14 protein-coding genes are annotated in these 17,781 nt (G+C 45.6%); 2 read left to right on the forward strand and 12 right to left on the reverse strand.

The features are described from left to right. Positions 1 to 13 precede the first annotated feature (13 nt). Together KCTCHS21_RS24100 and KCTCHS21_RS24105 are read right to left on the reverse strand one after the other, a co-directional pair. On the reverse strand, positions 14 to 856 hold the full coding sequence (locus tag KCTCHS21_RS24100; RefSeq protein ID WP_130614177.1) for a carbohydrate ABC transporter permease: 843 nt from the start codon (positions 854 to 856) through the stop codon (positions 14 to 16). A 28-nt stretch (positions 857 to 884) separates the two neighbouring features. Then, positions 885 to 1,709, reverse strand: a complete 825-nt coding sequence (locus tag KCTCHS21_RS24105) for a carbohydrate ABC transporter permease (protein ID WP_130616679.1) — start codon at positions 1,707 to 1,709, stop codon at positions 885 to 887. A 313-nt stretch (positions 1,710 to 2,022) separates the two neighbouring features. On the opposite strand from KCTCHS21_RS24105, the gene KCTCHS21_RS24110 reads away from it, so the two are divergent. Continuing rightward, a complete protein-coding gene (locus KCTCHS21_RS24110) occupies positions 2,023 to 2,562 on the forward strand; it encodes a GbsR/MarR family transcriptional regulator (protein WP_130614179.1) in 540 nt (179 codons plus the stop codon). A gap of 1,410 nt (positions 2,563 to 3,972) precedes the next feature. Here KCTCHS21_RS24110 and KCTCHS21_RS24115 read toward each other — a convergent pair. The 10 genes from KCTCHS21_RS24115 to KCTCHS21_RS32130 form a co-directional block, all read right to left on the reverse strand. After that, positions 3,973 to 4,497: a GNAT family N-acetyltransferase gene (locus tag KCTCHS21_RS24115; RefSeq protein ID WP_130614181.1), complete on the reverse strand. Its 525-nt coding sequence runs from the start codon at positions 4,495 to 4,497 to the stop codon at positions 3,973 to 3,975. Next, the gene (locus KCTCHS21_RS24120; protein WP_130614183.1) at positions 4,494 to 5,696 is read right to left on the reverse strand and encodes a Gfo/Idh/MocA family protein; all 1,203 of its coding nucleotides are present in this window, start codon (positions 5,694 to 5,696) and stop codon (positions 4,494 to 4,496) included. The genes KCTCHS21_RS24115 and KCTCHS21_RS24120 overlap by 4 nt, the downstream gene beginning before the upstream one ends. Further along, positions 5,693 to 6,553: a metallophosphoesterase family protein gene (locus KCTCHS21_RS24125; protein WP_130614185.1), complete on the reverse strand. Its 861-nt coding sequence runs from the start codon at positions 6,551 to 6,553 to the stop codon at positions 5,693 to 5,695. Before KCTCHS21_RS24125 ends, KCTCHS21_RS24120 begins: the two co-directional genes overlap by 4 nt. Before the next feature lie 10 nt (positions 6,554 to 6,563). Beyond that, positions 6,564 to 7,469 carry a carbohydrate ABC transporter permease gene (locus KCTCHS21_RS24130; protein ID WP_130614187.1) on the reverse strand — a complete coding sequence of 302 codons (906 nt, stop codon included), beginning with the start codon at positions 7,467 to 7,469 and terminating at the stop codon, positions 6,564 to 6,566. A 10-nt stretch (positions 7,470 to 7,479) separates the two neighbouring features. Beyond that, the gene (locus tag KCTCHS21_RS24135) at positions 7,480 to 8,370 is read right to left on the reverse strand and encodes a carbohydrate ABC transporter permease (RefSeq protein ID WP_130616680.1); all 891 of its coding nucleotides are present in this window, start codon (positions 8,368 to 8,370) and stop codon (positions 7,480 to 7,482) included. A 96-nt stretch (positions 8,371 to 8,466) separates the two neighbouring features. Further along, positions 8,467 to 9,825, reverse strand: a complete 1,359-nt coding sequence (locus KCTCHS21_RS24140; protein ID WP_130614189.1) for an ABC transporter substrate-binding protein — start codon at positions 9,823 to 9,825, stop codon at positions 8,467 to 8,469. A gap of 212 nt (positions 9,826 to 10,037) precedes the next feature. After that, a complete protein-coding gene (locus KCTCHS21_RS24145) occupies positions 10,038 to 10,892 on the reverse strand; it encodes a helix-turn-helix domain-containing protein (RefSeq protein ID WP_157994113.1) in 855 nt (284 codons plus the stop codon). Between the two features lie 233 nt (positions 10,893 to 11,125). Then, complete coding sequence (locus KCTCHS21_RS24150) at positions 11,126 to 13,540, reverse strand: alpha-L-rhamnosidase-related protein (protein ID WP_130614194.1); 2,415 nt, start codon at positions 13,538 to 13,540, stop codon at positions 11,126 to 11,128. A gap of 71 nt (positions 13,541 to 13,611) precedes the next feature. Next, positions 13,612 to 15,333 (reverse strand): sensor histidine kinase, encoded by a 1,722-nt coding sequence (locus KCTCHS21_RS24155; RefSeq protein WP_162309367.1) that lies wholly within the window; start codon positions 15,331 to 15,333, stop codon positions 13,612 to 13,614. Continuing rightward, positions 15,311 to 15,448, reverse strand: a complete 138-nt coding sequence (locus tag KCTCHS21_RS32130) for a helix-turn-helix domain-containing protein (RefSeq protein ID WP_130616681.1) — start codon at positions 15,446 to 15,448, stop codon at positions 15,311 to 15,313. The genes KCTCHS21_RS24155 and KCTCHS21_RS32130 overlap by 23 nt, the downstream gene beginning before the upstream one ends. A gap of 106 nt (positions 15,449 to 15,554) precedes the next feature. On the opposite strand from KCTCHS21_RS32130, the gene KCTCHS21_RS24165 reads away from it, so the two are divergent. After that, positions 15,555 to 17,759 (forward strand): glycoside hydrolase family 36 protein, encoded by a 2,205-nt coding sequence (locus tag KCTCHS21_RS24165; RefSeq protein WP_130614199.1) that lies wholly within the window; start codon positions 15,555 to 15,557, stop codon positions 17,757 to 17,759. The last annotated feature ends 22 nt before the right edge of the window (positions 17,760 to 17,781 follow it).

Consider the following 17,781-nt stretch of genomic DNA (forward strand, 5'->3'; position numbering starts at 1 on the left):
TAGTGATATATTTTCAACCTTTGTTAACACCCGCTGATAAATTCACGCTTTGCATAATCGTCTTTTGTGTAAGCAAAAATAGTAAAATTAATGGTGCAATTGTGAATGAGCTGCCAGCCATGATAAGAGGCCACTTAAGCCCATAAGCACCTCCCTCCACGAAGAAACTGCGTAGACCCGCCGATACTAATTGCAAATCAGGGTTCTTGGTAATTAACATAGGCCAGAAATAGTTGTTGTATTGTTCAATGAAAGTGATGAGGACCAATACCGCAAATGAAGAACGCGTTAGGGGCAGAAGAATGGTCCATAAAATACGCCCATGCGACGCTCCATCGATTTGCCCAGCCTCCACCATTTCATGAGATACCTGCAGAAAAGCTTGTCTAATTAGAAAGATCGAGAAAACACTAACTGAGTTGGACAATATTAATCCTGTGTAGGTATCAAGCAGATTAAGATTTGCGAGTATGATGTAGCTTGGCAAATAAACAGCGATGTTCGGTACCATGAAACCAACCATGATAATGGCTGTTAAGAGGCCCTTTAACCTAAATTTCATATGGGTCAGCGCATAAGCAATCATCGCAGAATTGATAACCTGAATGAATGCAATCGCACTAGCCACACCAATACTATTGGTCATATAACGCCAGAAGGGCGCTGCCTTCCAAGCCTCTAAATAATTCCCCCATTTGGGTGCCTCCGGCCAGAAGGATGGTGGAAACTGCCATATCTCGTCATTGGTTTTCAAGCCGCTTGTAGCCATCCAATAAAACGGGAAAGCCATTAAAGCGCCGATTAGCAACAGAAGTAGATGTCTTGTAAGATTGGGTAGTACTCTTCTCGCAATCATGGGTGTGCTCTCCTTTTCCAATCAATATTTAATGGTAGTGGACGTTTCGCCGACTAAACATGAATGACACCACTGAGAGAAGCACACAGCCAATGACCAACACGATAGCGACAGCGGAACCTTCGCCAATGTTATAGGACTCAAATGCAGACTGATAATACATGTACAATAATGTTCTCGTTGATCCTGAAGGTCCGCCCTGTGTCATTACATTAATCTGATCGTAAGCCTGTACAGACTGTCTAATCAGGATAATCAATAAGAAGAAGGTTGTTGGCGATATAAGCGGTACAGTCACATTGATGAATTTGCGCCAGCTTCCTGCTCCATCAAGAGAGGCGGCCTCTAGCAAATCCTGTGGTAAGTTACGTAAGGCCACTAGGTAGAAGATCATCGCCCACCCGACCGATTTCCATACTGTAACAATCAAGACACCGACAAGAGCCCATTGGGGATCATTTAGCCAGCCGACACCATTAGAACCAAAAAATCTAAGTACGCTATTTGCAAGTCCTACCTCTGGCTCGAAGATCCATGACCAAACAATTGAAACTGCAACTGTCGGTGTCACCCATGGGGAGAAGATGAGCAAGCGATACAGACCAGAAAATCTCAGCTTACTATTGAGCAGTATTGCGAATGCCAGACCACCGATCATAATCGGAAGCACGCTTCCTACTACAAACAACAATGTTACCCAGAGCGATTTGTAGAAAGCAGGATTTTCGAATAGCTCCGTATAATTACTAATGCCGACGAACAGCTTGTTCGGGCTCATAAAATCCCACTCAGTAAAGCTAAGATAAAGTGCATATACAAGCGGAGCTAGCCAGAAGACGGTGAGCGGAACCATCGCCGGTAAGGTGAATAAGAGCGCCTTCCCATCCGCTAGTAGTTTTGATTGTTTCAAATTTCCCTCTCCTTTTTATCATTCAATATATTTTTAACTAACTATCGAATATTGCTTTTTATTGTCGTTATACTTGCTTTAATTCGTTCTGTACAAAAATTATTGTACATTAGATTTTTGGGCGTTTGGTTTTCCCAGTGTAAAATTTAGTATAAAATCGTGTAAAAGAGATAAAAGATTGCTGTTCAATGACACGCTTTAACGTATAATGAAATCATAAAAGCTCGTATAAATTGATTTGATTGCAGGTGATTCTTTGAAACAATTAGCTTTGGAAGAGGATAATTCCTTACCAGTACAGCGTGAAGAGCTTCGTCGCAAAGTAATTAATGCAATTGCAGATACAATGGATTTGTATGGCGCGACCCATTCATTTGGTGAGCTATACGGCATTATGTATTTCGAGGACAAGCCCATGACACTCGAAGATATGAAAACTCATATGAACATGAGTAAAAGCAACATGAGCTATGCGGTTCGCTCGCTGATGGCTTCCAAGATGGTTAACAAGCTTGAAGAGAAGGACGAACGCAAGGACCTTTATCTTGCGGAAACTGATTTTTTTCAGGCGTTTCAAAATTTCTTTACTACCAAGCTTCAACGAGAAGTTGATGTCATGACCCAGGCCATCAATGACGTCATACCTCATCTAACTGAGATCATTCTAGCGATAGACACCACGGAGGATGAGCGCCAGCTCTGTCTGAAGGATCTACACAAGCTTCGGAATGCACTCAGCTACTACACATGGCTACAGGAGTTCGTTCAGAACCTCAAGGATGGCCGATATTTTTAGCTGTCTGTCTGGTTGAGTACCTCTTAGAAGCTCATACAAACGCAAAAAAGCGTTGGTACAGGTAAAAAACCTGTATCAACGCTTTTTTGGGCTGACTGACCATCATCGTTGCTGACCCCGTTACTCGAAATTGTCGTACATCCCTCTCCATTCACGCCTCATCCAGACCCCGTTGCTCGATTATTTCGTACATCTCCCTACATTCATGCCTCATCCATACCTCGTTACTCGAAATTATCATACATCTCACTCCATTCATGCCTCATCCAGACCTCGTTGCTCGAAAATATCGTACATCTCTCTCCATTCACACCTCATCCAGACCTCGTTGCTCGAAAATATCGTACAGCTACCTCCATTCGGCCCTCATCCTGACCTCATTGCTCGAAAATATCGTACAGCTCCCTACATTCATGCTTCATCCAGACCCCGTTGCTCGAAATTATCGTACCTCTCTCTCCATTCACGCCTCATCCTGACCCCGTTGCTCGAAAATATCGTACATCTCTCTCCTTTCACGCCTCATCCTGACCCCGTTGCTCGAAATTATCGTACCTCTCTCTCCATTCAGGCCTCATCCTGACCACGTTACTCGAAAATATCGTACATCTCTCTCCTTTCACACCTCATCCTGACCCCGTTGCTCGAAAATATCGTACATCTCCCTCCATTCACGCCTCATCCAGACCCCGTTGCTCGAAAATATCGTACATCTCCCTCCATTCATGCCTCATCCTGACCTCGTTGCTCGAAAATATCGTATATCTCCCTCCATTCAGGCCCTATCCAGACCCCGTTGCTCGATTATTTCGTACATCTCTCTCCATTCACGCTCATCCAGATCCCGTTACTCGAAAATATCGTACATCTACCTCCATTCATGCCTCATCCAGACCCCATTGCTCGATTATTTCGTACATCTCCCTCCATTCATGCCTCATCCATACCTCGTTACTCGAAAATATCGTATATCTCCCTCCATTCATGCCTCATCCATACCTCGTTACTCGAAAATATCGTACATCTCACTTCATTGACGCCTCATCCATACCTCGTTACTCGAAAATATCGTATATCTACCTACATTCATGCCTCATCCTGACCCCGTTGCTCGAAATTATCGTACCTCTCTCTCCATTCACGCCTCATCCTGACCACGTTACTCGAAAATATCGTACATCTCTCTCCTTTCACGCCTCATCCTGACCCCGTTGCTCGAAATTATCGTACATCTCACTCCATTCATGCCTCATCCAGACCCCGTTACTCGAAAATATCGTACAGCTCTCATCCCACGGGGCGGCCGGCTCCGCCTACCCCAATAGCGATATGCCAAAAAACAGGGAATTCGATAAAATCTCGAACTTCCCTGCTTCATTTTTGAAACAATCCTGCACCAATCCGCCCTTATTACCTCGATTGATTAACCAATTGAAGGATCCGGTCCCACCGTGCCGGATGACTCTCGTCTTTGTACACGGGCTGGAATCCTAATTTCATATAAATTCGGATTGCAGGCAGCCGGAAATCGTCAGTTTCCAATAATGCCGCTTTGCCGCCCTCTTCCTTCATCTTCTGCAGTGCCGCAAGACTCGCAGCAAAACCAAGACCTTTGCCCGAATAATCGGGCAGCACGCCTACCATATGCAAGTACCATTCTCCATTGCCCGTTTCCCAAGCCGTAGCCGTCGCGACAGGCTGGTCCCCTTTGCAGATGAACAGCACACGATCGGAATAGGAAGGGACATGATCTCCAATTTTATGAGCAAACTTCACTTCTCTTGTAAAAGAATGCCGGATAAGGTCCTCCCAATTCCGTTCGTCTCCCGGTTGAAAATGACGAATCCGATACCCAGGCGGACATTGAAACACAGGTAAGTCTGACAGTATTTCCTTCTTCATGATCAGCTTAGATAAAGCCTGTTCCATCATCATTTCCTCGCTCTCGCTTTAAAGTCAGGAAATAATATAGCTTTACCGCCTGCCTCAACCGATTCCATCGACAAGGAAAAAACAGAGCTCCAAGTTACTGCATCGTACACGTCCACCGATGGCGTCCGATCTTCCTGAATGGCTGAAATAAACTCCTCCAGCACAAGGAAATCACCTCCGCCATGCTTCGTCTCAGCAGCGTATTTCCCCCACTGCTTCCATGTTGGATGGTCATGCGTAGGCTGATAGCTATGCAAAGGCTCCCACATTTCCGAGCCGTCTTCTACATTTTTAGGTGAACGATTCTTAAACCAGATCAAATCATCCTCGTGCTGATGGCGTCCCGTAAGGAATGCCCCCTCAGTTCCCTGTAGTAAATAATGCGTTTTATTGTGCGGGCGTACAGAAGTCCAATCCACACGTAGCTCAATAAGCACACCGTTCTCCGTTTCTAAGACAGCTACCGCACTATCGCCCTGCTGCCAAAATCCCTTACGTGCCGCCGGGTGATCTTTGCCGAAATGCTCACCGAAATAATACTGCAACGATCTAGATTTAGAAACAAAGGTAGACACGCTTTTCAGTCGGTCTCCGTTAGGCTTATTCAGATTAATCCATTGTGCAACTGGACCTATAGAGTGCGTGGGATAATTGATCCCATTATATTGTTGATGCAATTGCCCTCTCCAGGTGAGTGAGCCGTCTGGATGATGGATTAAGTGGCGCAAATCGTGGATATATCCACCTTCCAAATAAGTAATTTCGCCAAACATCCCTTGATCAGCCATATTCTTAATCGTGAGATTTGAACGCGAAAAGCAGTAATTTTCAGACATCATATATTTCAATCCCGTACGTTCTACTGTCTCGACAAGCTCCCAAGCTTCCTCTAACGAACGGGTCGCAATAACCTCGCTCAGTACATGCTTACCCGCTTCCAATGCATCGATAGATTGCCTTGCATGCAGATGCATAGGGCTCAAAATAAATACCGCGTCAATGGACGGATCCTTCAGCATTTCATGATAATCGCGGTACGTTCGAATTTCCGGAAATTTTTCCTTCCACTGACTAAGCACCCACTCGTTCAAATCACAGGTAGCAGTCAAATGAATCCGATCCGATAGAGAGTAAAGAGCATTCATGAAGCTTGCTCCCCGATTCCCGCCAACGATAGCTAATCTTACAGGCTTACGATTCACTTATGATCCACCCGCTTTCTTCCCGTGTGAAGGCTGCTGACGATTAACTCAGCTGCTTTTGAATCTCCTTCTGCATTCGGGTAAATGTCATAATCAAACATGCTAGCAGTAAAGAGTGATGCCCATTCGGTCAATTCCTCACTTGCTATACTGACAGTTTCCAGCTTAACTTCATCCTCAAGGACAGTAACGATCCGAACAGCAGGAACATCTGGCACGGATGCCGTTTGAATGAAATGCCAATTGTCCTTGCTGACAATCGAATGAATGTGATTATGGCCGTTGAAATAAAACCCATTCCCCTTCCACTGCTCGAGCACAGGCCAGATGTCCAAATTAGGATCAAGAGACATCATCTCTTCAGTCGATCTCTCGGTTGTCCCATACAGGGGGTGATGACCGAAAACGAGTAGTGGACGATCCGTTGGTCGACTCATTTGCTGCTTAAGCCAGTCCAATTGCTCTTCATCAATCGTTCCGCTCCAATCGTCACGGGTTTCTCGAGCAGTATCCAGAAGAAGAATGGTCGCATCTGGCCCCTCGATAAATCCGTAGCGTTGCTGCTTTGTTACAGCAAGAATGTCCTTCTTCGGATAAGTGTACGTATCGTGATTGCCTAGAATATGAAGGAACTGACCGCTAAACTTACTATCAGCGATTTTATTCATAATATAATTGAACTCTGAATACTCCCCTGCATGAGTCAAATCTCCCACAGAAATATGATAGTCAGCGTCAATAGCTAGGAACTTATCCATAAAGTGCTCATAGTAAGCATCACGGGCTTGTTCGATTTGTGGATTAGGATTTGTCAATTCGATAGGGTAGTGTAAATCTCCGATAATAGCTAGTTTCATAATAATCCTCCTACCCTTTAATCCCAGAATTCATAAAGCTACTAATAACCTGCCGCTGGAACATTAAGAATCCTAACATAAGCGGAGCTGAAACAATTAAAGTTGCTGCGCTCACATCAGACCATTGTGCTCCAGACTCGGTGGACTTAGCGAACATAGCCAGACCTACGGTCAATAGACGATTTTCATCCGAATTAGTAACAATGAGTGGCCATAAAAAATCATTCCAATGAAAGCTGACCGAAACAATAGCAAATGTTATATAAATCGGGCGAGATAGTGGAACGAAAATACGTGTCAGAATATGCAGACGCGAAGCTCCTTCTACACGTGCAGCTTCCTCCAGCTCATTGGGCAGCTGCTTGAAGGCTTGCCTAAGCAGAAATACGCCGAATGAGGAAGCAAAGTAAGGGAGCATGATTCCAAACTTGGTATCCAGTAAGCCAAATTCACTCAACACTTGGTAGTTAGAAAAAATCAAAACATCAGGCGGCACCATAATTTGCACCAAGAACAGCATGAATACTACATCTCTTCCTACAAAGCGAACTCTGGCGAATGCATAAGCAGCCATCGTAAGAGTGACGAGTTGGACTGCAAGAACCCCACTACAAACAAGTAAAGTATTAAAGAAAAATTGCCCGAAAGGCGCTCCATGCCACACATGGATAAAATTATCGAAGGTCCAACCCCATGACCAGCCTGAACTAATGGCAGTTCCCTTTGGAAGTAGGGCTGTTCTCGTGACCCAAACTAAGGGAATGATCCATAGGGCTGCAAAGCAAAAGCCGATTATATGCCATAATACCTTCACGATTCGACGTCTCAGCCTTTCTGAGCGCAGAGCACGATTTTCTTCTAAAGGGTTTTGTTTATTTTGTTGCAAGAGCAGTGGCACCTTTAATTGATTGTCCATGAGCTCCGTCCTATTCGTAATGGATTTTACGATCCCAGCCAAAAAACTGTAAGGATGAAATAACTAACAGCAACGCGATCATCACAACGGTCATCGTAGCTGCCATCCCCTGATCGTAGAAATTGAAGGTCGTGTCGTAGATGTAATACAGCAATAGGTTGCTCGAATTGTTAGGCCCGCCTTTAGTCATAATCCAGAGATGATCGACTAGCTTAAAGGCATTCGTAATGGCCACAACCGCTACGAACAATGTAGTCGGCATCGTGAGTGGAATGGTAATGCGTCGTATTGCGGCGAGCGCCCCTACGCCGTTAACCGAAGCAGCTTCATATAAGTCCTTCGGAATTTGCTGCATGCCTGCCAAATAAAAAATCATGAAATAGCCGGCTTCCTTCCACACCATCATGAAGATTAATGCACCCATTACCGTACTCGGATTTCCAAGTAAATTGACCGGCTGATCCGCAATCCAAGAGGCTAGCTTTGCGAACAGACCGAAATGCGGTGTATACAGAAACAACCAGATGTTCGCCACTGCGATCATTGGTATCATATTCGGATAGAAAAAGGCGAGACGTGAAAGCCCACGACCTTTCATTGCCTTGTCCGCAAATAGTGCCATCAAGAAGGCAAGGACTAATGAGACCGGAACTGTTCCAATTGCAAACCATATATTGTTGAAAAATACTTTCTTAAAAACTTGATCATTCAGCAGGTTTACGTAATTGTCGAATCCAACGAATAACGGTTCAGGCGTCGCTAAATTTTTCTCATACATGCTAAGCCAAACGGACTTCAACATAGGGTAGAAGGTAAATAGGCAGAGAAATAGGAGCGATGGTAATACAAGCCCCCAGCCGAATCCGTTTCGTCTGAGCTTCTCACTCCATCCGGGAACCATGTTCATTCAGTCCTTCCTTAAGGAATGCGCCAGGACAAGCGTGCTTGCTGTCCTGGCGCATTAAGATTGTTAATCCCTTACCGCTGTAGCAACTAATTACTTATTAAATGGGGCAAGCGCTTGATCTGCTTCTTCTTGCGCTTTTTTAAGTGCGCCAGCCGCATCGATCTGACCAGCTAAAGCAGCTTGAATCTGATTTGTAATCGCGGTAGACACCTTACCATGGTTATGAGTCGACAACTCTCTGAACGCATATTCCAGTTGATCACGTGCAACTAGAGCTTGCGGGAAATCTGCCGTATACTTCTTCATTGCATCCGTATCGTAAGCGGATTTACGTACACCTACATAACCAGATGAGCTACTGAATAAAGCAGCTTGCTCAGGAGCTGTCATGTATTTCGCGAATTCAAAAGCTGCTGCTTGCTTCTCAGGAGATCTATCCTTGAAAATGTACAAGTTACCGCCACCCGTTGGGGATCCGAATTGCTTATCTGCAGGAGGGAACGCCACGCCGAATTCGAACTTGGCGTTATTTCTTACGTTCGTCAAGTTACCACTCGTATGCATCATCATCGCTGTTTTACCTTCGATGAAGTCAGTCGGTACTGTTGCCCAATCAATTACACCCTCTGGCATAGCCTTGTTTTTACGAGAAAGGTCTAACCAGAATTGCAATGCTTCAACGTTCTCAGGAGTATCGAACATAGCCTTCTTACCGTCGGAGGACATTATGTTTTGCTTTGGATCAGCAGCATGCTGACGAGCAAGCATTTGGAACATCCAGTAGGAATCGTCGTTCCCTGGAATTTCTAAGCCAGCATGACCATCTTTGTTCAATTGCTTAGCATAAGTTACAAGCTCATCCCATGTTGTAGGCGGCTTTTCCGGATCCAAGCCTGCAGCCTTAAACATTTCTTTGTTGTAGTACATAACAATCGTACTCCGTTGGAATGGAAGGCTGTATGTTTTGCCTTCCGACTGTGTATCTTCAATAAAGGCAGGATAGAAATCATCCATCTTAATATCTGCGTCTTTCGCAATGAAATCATCAAGTGGAATAATCGCGTTCATATCCAGCATGCTGTATAATTCCGTCGACATCATAACAGCTACATCAGGTGGCTGCTTAGCTTGAACACCCGCTTGGATTTTTACCGTATTATCGCCATAGTTACCTGTATAAACCGGTTTAACCTTAATATCAGGATGCTGATCCATAAATGTGCTAGCCATAGAATCAATCACTTTAGTTAGTGGACCGCCAACGTTAACGGGATAATAGAATGTGATTTCTACTGGTTCTTTAACCTCTGGGGAAGCGCTAGTGCTTGCAGAAGGCTGAGAGGCATTGCCGCCCGTTTCAGTTGAAGTATTATTTGATTGGCCACATCCTGCTATTGCCGCCGTTGCACAAAGCGATAACAATAATATTAACTTTGATTGCTTTAACATTTTATTGGTAGCCCCTTTCAAGTTTTGTTCAAATTAGTTGCCTACTTGCCTAAGCTCGTTGCGTTGTGAATCGTACCCTTCTCTCCTCCTAATAAGGTTGCAGCCGGCATCTTGGCGCCTTAGCTTTAATCTTATTGTAGGGCTTGCCACTTACCCTCCTATTGAATAAAACACTTCATTTCTTGAACAAAACTCTCATTCACCAAAATAAATCAATAAATGGTGTGATGCGATTTCGCTGAAATTTGATTAGCGTAAAGCTTAGGGGTAACTCCTGTTTCACGCTTAAATAGTCGAGTAAAATGTCCTTGATCGGCAAAGCCAACCTGTGTGGCAATTTCCTTCAAGCCGATCTTCCCAGAGCGAATAAGCAATTTCGAACGTTCGATTCTCAAACGAATTAAATAGTGATGCGGCGTAAACCCGGTCTGCTGTTTGAAAATACGGATAAAATGGGACTGGCTCATACTTGCCATTGAGGCTAGCTCAGTCAGTTGAATTTCCTCTTCCAGGCTCTCACGCATATATTGAATAACTTGAAAGATTTCTTGGTTTGCTGGTGTTTTACTATTTGAATGTTGGGGAATAACCGAAGAATAGTGCTGTAGCAAATGAATGATCAACATATTAGATAATGAATCACTATATATTTTTCCTTTAGCTCCATCATTCTGTAATTCCTCAAGCATCCAAAGCCCTAGCTGTAGCAGCTTGGAATCCTTAACGTGAAATTTGCGATCCAATTGAATATGGCCTTCTGTCAGAAAACCAGATTCACGAGCAATCTCCTCGAGGATTGAAGGCTTAATCTCAATTTTCAGAAAATAGAGGGAGGTTTTTCCCCAAGGACATAGGATACTTTCGTTACACGGGGTAATATGAATCGTATAGTAATTTTCATAGTAGGCTGTGCAATGAATGCCAATCAAATACTTAGACTCCGACGAAGGGACGAATGCCTGCTGCGGGCTATACCATTGAGAAACCTCAAGCTTATCCCATCCAAATCTATCGCTTGCAAGAACAGGCTGTGACGCCGTAAAGGACGAATGCTCTAATTGTTCCATCTTCATCACCCCTTGTTACCCCAATCTATCAGTCTTGTATGCTCCCCACGTTAATAAGCTGTTAAGGCTATGTTAATTCCCCCATTTCGTAAAATAAAAAGTAGATTTCGTGAAGCAGCATTCCGAGATGAACTGGAAGGATATTTCCATACGCGCCAAAAAGAAGCTGCCCCAAGTTACTAATGGGATAGCCCCTTTGTATGGTTATCTTATAAATTCATTACGAAAATTGATTATTCATGAGTAATAAGGTCATGAAAGAGCTCCACGCCATTCTCACCCGCAATCTGGTAGATACAGCCATCCGGCATAACAACTTTAGTCGGACAGCCTCCAAGCCCAGCTACTCTGATTCGGAATTGTCCGCTATTAGTAAATTCCCAATCCACTTCCACAGCTCCAGCAGCAGTTATTACTTTCCCTTTGGCCCAGCTTAGTGGACCGGGCTTAGGTGCGATCTTGAATGACCGATAGCCGTATCCCTCCTGTTGAATCCCCAGCACTTCCACCGGAAATTCATAGAGCGGAATCGCACCCCAAGCATGGCAATCGCTGCGCTCAAATACCGGATCCTCCAGCCATGTTGTCAGGTTCAGCTTGACCTGTTCCTTCCACATCTCCCATTTCGGATATACATCGTCATAGGCATCCGCAGCGGACAATGCCCGAAAGAGGAAAAAGGACGTCGCATAGGAAACCTTATATAGGGAGGAATCCACCACTAATGCACGAGCCAGACTTTTGGCTTCTTCTCCATTGACCGTGCCCGAGAGAATCGCCCAGATTTGGGCATGCTGGCTATACTCTTCAACCCCGGGTGCGTCCTGAATCAACTGTTTCCCTGCAGCACGGCAATTGCTGACAACAGCAGCCTGAATGGAGCCGGCACGCTCCCGATAGTCTCGAGCAGTGTCTAGTCTACCTGTGAGTTCATTCAACAGGGCTGCCTTCTCTAGCGCATAGACATACATGAGATTATAGACTGTGATGGGCCCTCGCTGTCCGGAAGCCGGCACGCCCCGTGACTCTTCCCACTCCTGAACCCAATCCACATAAGGCCAATAGCTACTGGGAGCAGGTCCGACGAGGCCATCTGCACCGATTTGTCGATCGACCCAATCCAATACCGCATCCATCGTCGGCCTGTAACGCTTTACCAGCTCTACATTCTCAAAATATTCATAATGATCGAATACCATCATGATCCAATAGAGTGCGAAGCCGGGTATGATCTGAAGATTGGTTGCGGGATACCGGCTCTGGAGAATTCCGCTAGGCATTAGTGAGCTGTGAAAATCATGAATAGCCTTACGGGCCAGGCGATCATCCCCACTAATCTGATAAGTGAATAAAATTTGCAGACGCGTATCCATACTATATTGAAGCTGTTCATAATAAGGGCAGTCTACATAGGTCTCATGCATGCAGCGCTGTAGTGTACGAATGCTGATGTCCCACAACGGCTGGAGTGATACATCCGAGGAGGCAAATTCGGCCTGAAGATCAAGCGGATACCCTGTTTCCCTATAGCTAACTCGCTTTAATGTTAACGGCGCATGAAGCACAGTTATTTGCAAATGGACAAACCTGAATGTGCGGTAGAGGAACCTCTCGTAAGTTTCATCCCCATATTCCCCGCTGCCTTTCACGAGATAGGACTCTTCATAACCCTTCAGTGACTTGCCCATATAGTCATCGCGTATGCCTTTACGTCCCTCTTCATCCTGATAGGCTTCCGAACAGATAAAGTCAATTCGGCTGCCTTCGCCGCCGCTAACGGCTAGCTCCAAGAATGCCGTTGTTAATTCCCCGGCATCCAACTCCACCCAAAATGTCGAATGGGGCTTCAATACGATGGCCTCTCGTTGCAAGAGGCAACGGGTAATAGAAGCGGCCTGTTCCCCCGCCCACTCTCCTTCTCCGGATATACCACAATCACCACGCATCACTCTACTGAATGCACGCTCCACCTCCCACATGAACGGAATAGGCCGAGGGGCAAGCAGAGATAAAGAAGGAACTGGGCCACCGTGATCAGGTGCTGTCGAATTGTGACGTTCAACTGCCCCCAGCCAAGAGGAGTCTTCCAAGTAAGCAGCAAGTGTCCATCCATGGGGAAGACGAGTACCATCAATATTCTCTCCTCCCCCTACGCAAGTATTATGCTCGTCCATGAAATGCACGGCACTGTCCCTCAAGCATTTCCATGTGGCATTCGATGAGATATCTTCCATTAATGTCCCATTGTCGTCGAATAGCATACCCTGAAGCAGTAATGCACCATCCCTTGAACTAAATACAGACATCGGCCTTGGGCTGTTCTCATTGTAGTGTACGACTGCAATGGCAATTACATTAATTCCAGACTGCAACCGATCGGATAAATCGAGGGTATCATAATACAGTGTCCAGGGACCGCCTCTACTAGGACCACTTGTTACATATTGCCCGTTAATATACAATTTGTAGCGACTATCCGCTGCCAGATCCACGATCAGACTCAAGCCAGCGGGATCAGCAATACTGAATAGCTTGCGGAAATAGATGATTTCCGGCTGTGGCCCTTTCCTTCTATCATTGTCCGTGTCCTTATCCATCCAGATCCGCGACGCATGCCATTCTTTGTTGACAACCAAATCATTAAACAAGATTATTCCTCCCGCTTGCCTATAATGCTCTCATTATAAGTGAGAAGGAATCGTATCCATTGTCTCAATTCTTATGCCATTATCTCATTCTTCATATCGGTATTCTCTTTGTAAGCGAGAACGCTCAGCTTGACCTTCGTGCCTTTACCAGGTTCGCTGGACAGTGAAAGGCCATACTGAGGGCCAAAGAATAGCTTGATTCGCTCATCCACATTGCGAATGCCATAACCCTTCGATTCGAATCGGTTCAGCTCCTCCAATCGCTCGGGTGTAATACCCGGTCCATTATCTTCTATCAGAAAAATAATCATCTGTTCCTCAATGACTGCAGATACACGAATAATGCCAGCTGTTCCTGCAAGATCCTCAAGACCGTGCTTAATAGAATTCTCTACCACCGGCTGAAGAATCAAGTGCAGCGTATCATAGTCGAACACTGCGGGATCAAGCCTATATTCCACCCTAAATCGATGGTCGTGCATCATCAGTTGAATATCCAGATATGCCTGAACATTAGATATCTCATCACGAACTGAAATAATTTCACGGCCGTGATTTAGAGTTGTCCTATAATAAGTGGACCGATTGGTAGTCATCTCACTAATATCCTCCACTCCCGAACGGATCGCCTTCCAATTAATTGTGGACAGGCTATTGTAGAGAAAATGAGAGTTAATACTATTATATAAAGCCCTTAGCTTAAGCTCCTTCTGCACAATATTATTCTGATATTCACTGATCAGCATTTGGTTTAAGCGCTTTAGCATCTTACGGAACTTATTGGTGATGGCACTTATCTCATCTTGCCCTCGAGTCAGTACCTTTACGTTCAGATTGCCCGCTTCTACTTCTTCCATCGCTTTATTCAGCGTCTCAATGCGCCGGGTCAAGGAGTGCGAGAAGATTGCCATGAGAATCAGAAGAATAGCAGTACAACCAAGTATAATGAAGAGGGCAGCCTGCAGAATATGACTTGAAGGCTCATATATATCGTTCAGCTCCACAAGTAGCTTAAGGGTCCAGTCTGTCCCGGTAATCTGTTGTGAGACGGAAAGCCATTTTCTAGAGTCAACTTTAAACACCTGCTCCCCGCTGGATGCTGCTGTAATGAGCAATTCCATCGTATTCACAGGAAGATTACTGTCTGTCGTAATGATCCGCTGATCGGACCCCGACATAGTCCACAAATAGCTCCTGGATGCCAGATTCCCGAGTTCCCCGAAGACTAGGCTCTTGTCTAGCTTAAATACAAGCGTTCCTAACGAGGAGGTATTATACATATCAATGATCGTGCGTACCGCATACAGATATCTCTCATCCGCAATCCATCGGGTTTCTAAATCAGGCTTCTCTTTCTTGTACCAGACTTCTTCGGCCAATCGCTCCTCGGACAGCAGATAGGTTCCTACTTCCGGCAGACCATTACGGGTATAGAGTGTAAGCTGGACAGCTTCATCCGTGAAGTTGAGCAGATTAGACATCAGTGGCTCCAAAAAATCCTTAATATCACCAATCATCATGGCAGGACTAGTGTAATGATTACTCAACAATTGCTGGATCTTCGTATTGAATGACATAATATCCATAATATTGTTGTAATTCTTGAGACGGTATTGGAGATTGTTGTGCATAGTCTCACTGGAATTCTTACTATTTCCCACGGCCTGATTTTTCAGTGCAGCAGTTGATTGGTTAAAAGCAAATACACCCAGCACTGCCAACGGAATGATAGCTATCGAGAAATACGACAGAATCAGCTTTTGCCTAAAGCTAAGATTTTTTCTCATCATCATAATCCGCTGCTCCGCTTTCCCTGTATTGGGATGGTGTACTGCCATATACGCTTTTGAAGATTGAACTGAAATACGAGAAGCTGATATATCCCACCTTCTTGCCGATATCGCTAATTTCTCCTCTTTTTCAGACCCAGGTCGTTGTATTATATCTGTAATCAATATATTATATAACTGTTAACAGTTATATAATATAGCACAAAAGAAAGTGGGCTGCCAAATTGAAATCTTATTCCGACGTAACTTCGTTAACATTAACTCATGAGCAACTGGCGCTTGGTTTCGAGCAAACTGATAAGGGCTTATGGCAAAGCGAGCTCAATACCGCAAGCAATCTCAAGGGGATAGTGCCGCCCCGTCCAGCTCCCCCCTTTCAATTAAGTATTGCAGGCAAGCCTTATGGGACACTCTCCTCCATGGTCAGTGGGATGACAGGATTGCCTGACGAAATGAAGATGACAACGCAAGAAATTCAGGGAGATACGCTGCTGCTTGGGTATGTACATGAGAAGCTTAACCTTACAGTAGAAGTCCACATGCAATTTATACCCGGAGTATCCGTAATCCGGCAGCGAACCATTGTGCGCAATTTATCTGAGCAGCCGATTACAATCACACATTTGTCTTCAGCCAGCCCACAGGGGATTGCCGGAGATGGGATAAGGCCTTGGAGCCATTCGAAAAAAATAAAAGTACACTATTGCCGGCAGACATGGAATGGAGAAGGGCAATGGCGAAGCGGCAGCCTGGAGGAATTGGGACTCTATCCAACTTCAACCCACCCAACAGCCTCCTCCATTCATTGGTCATCGGTAGGCAGCCAAAGCACGAGTAGATATTTGCCCATGTTGATTATTGAAGATTTGGAGACTAGCAAAGTGTGGTTCACCCAGATTGAGACAACGTCGAATTGGCATCTGGAACTGGGATACCGCGGCAGTACGATCAACAAAGGCGGCCTGTTCCTTCATGCTGATGGCGCAGATGAGAGATATGGCGGCTGGTATCACGTACTCGGCGAAGGAGAATCCTACGAGTCCGTGCCTGTTGCTTACGGCTGCTGCACAGGGGGATTCAACCAGGCAATTCGGCAATTGACCAAATACAGGCGGGATACTTTGAAGCCCGCTCTTCCTACCGGTATGTCAGTTTATCCCCTCGTATTTAATGATTATATGAACTGTCTGTGGGCTGATCCTACTGAGGAGAAGCTACGTAGACAGATTGATGCTGCAGCCGATTGCGGCGCCGATTTTTACTGCATTGATGCAGGCTGGTTCGCTAGTTTAAAGCAGAACTGGGGGCAAGGACTAGGCGACTGGATTCCGAGCAAGGATCGATTCGGAAAGCAGGGACTGAAAGGAATATTCGACTATATCCGCAGCAAAAATCTCGGGATCGGTATATGGATCGAGATGGAAGTATGCGGGGAAGAAGCCGCATTGGCGCATAAGCCCGATTCATGGTTTCTTGTGCGTCACGGGGAGCGGGTCGGAGGCGGTCCTCGATGGTTCCTGAACTTCTCCAACCCCGAGGTGAGGCAATATATCGACCAAGTCATTACATCCCTGATTGATCTAGGAGCGACCCTGATCCGCAACGACTGCAACGACTGCATAGGCAGCGGAGACAACAGAGACGGACAATCCGCAGCAAGCGGGCTTTTGCAGAATATGAGAGACTTCTACTCGTTCATCGATGAAGTAAGGATGAAACACCCCCATATACTCTTAGAAAATTGCAGTTCGGGCGGCATGCGCTCGGATTACGGCATGCTGTCGCACTTCCATCTGCATAGCACATCCGATCAGGAGCATTATGCCGACAACCCGTCCATCATCTCAGGGCTGCTGGCAGCCGTACTGCCAGAGCAGGCGGAATTCTGGGCTTATCCCTATCCTTTGGTATATGATCAAATGGGAAATCCGGGACTCGTCCACACGCCAAGTTATATTGAATCCATGAGCAGCGGCGAACAGACTATTTTTAACATGGTCAACGGTCTCTGCGGCAACATGTATCTATCGGGTCGGATAGATGCCGCTGACAGCCTTAACAAGCAGTTGATTCAGGAAGGAACCCATCTCTATAAGCAATACCGTTCATACCTGCATCAATCCTATCCGGTATGGCCATTGGGGTTCGTGCAGATCGGAAATAAGCAGGCCTGGAACTGTGTGGGCTTCGCTGATGAAGAGGATGGCCGGCTGCTGCTGGCAGTGTGGAGACTCGGGAGCGCAGAGCCTTACCAGGAGATTACAATCCCGGGATGGAACGGAGCTGAAGCAACTTTAACCCAGATTTATCCGGTAAGCGAACAATTCGCCGTTCCAGCTTCCTATAATTCGTATCTTGGGAGCTTAACCGTACATTTCCCGTTAACCAATCAAGCAAGGTACTTCGAGCTACGGAAGATCGATCGTTAGTAAAAAGCACAACACTCCCACA

The sequence above is a fragment of the Cohnella abietis genome, from assembly GCF_004295585.1.
In the GTDB taxonomy this organism is placed as follows: Bacteria; Bacillota; Bacilli; order Paenibacillales; family Paenibacillaceae; genus Cohnella; species Cohnella abietis.